We start from the raw sequence: 243 nt of genomic DNA, 5'->3' as shown, positions 1-243 counted from the left end.
GCCGAACACGCTCGGCCATTCGCCGAACGCAAGATTGGTGGTGACAATGATGGAGGTGCGCTCGTAGAGCCGGCTGATGAGATGGAACAGGAGCTGACCGCCCGATTGCGCGAATGGCAGATAGCCCAGCTCGTCGAGAACGATGAAGTCCATGCGGGTCAGATGCTCGGCGAGCCGTCCCTGCCGACCGTTGCGGGTCTCGGTCTCGAGCCGGTTGACGAGGTCGACGACGTTGTAGAAGCG

1 protein-coding gene is annotated in these 243 nt (G+C 62.1%); it reads right to left on the bottom strand.

The genetic code is table 11. The annotated features are described in order from the left end of the window. Positions 1-243: ATP-binding protein (locus tag AC0L23_RS40170; RefSeq protein WP_473358447.1), on the bottom strand; the 243-nt coding region annotated here is incomplete at both ends.

The sequence above is a fragment of the Bradyrhizobium sp. MI1.4 genome, from assembly GCF_055811315.1.
Note: the sequence above shows the minus strand (reverse complement) of the source record. Positions and strands in the feature narration are given on the sequence as shown.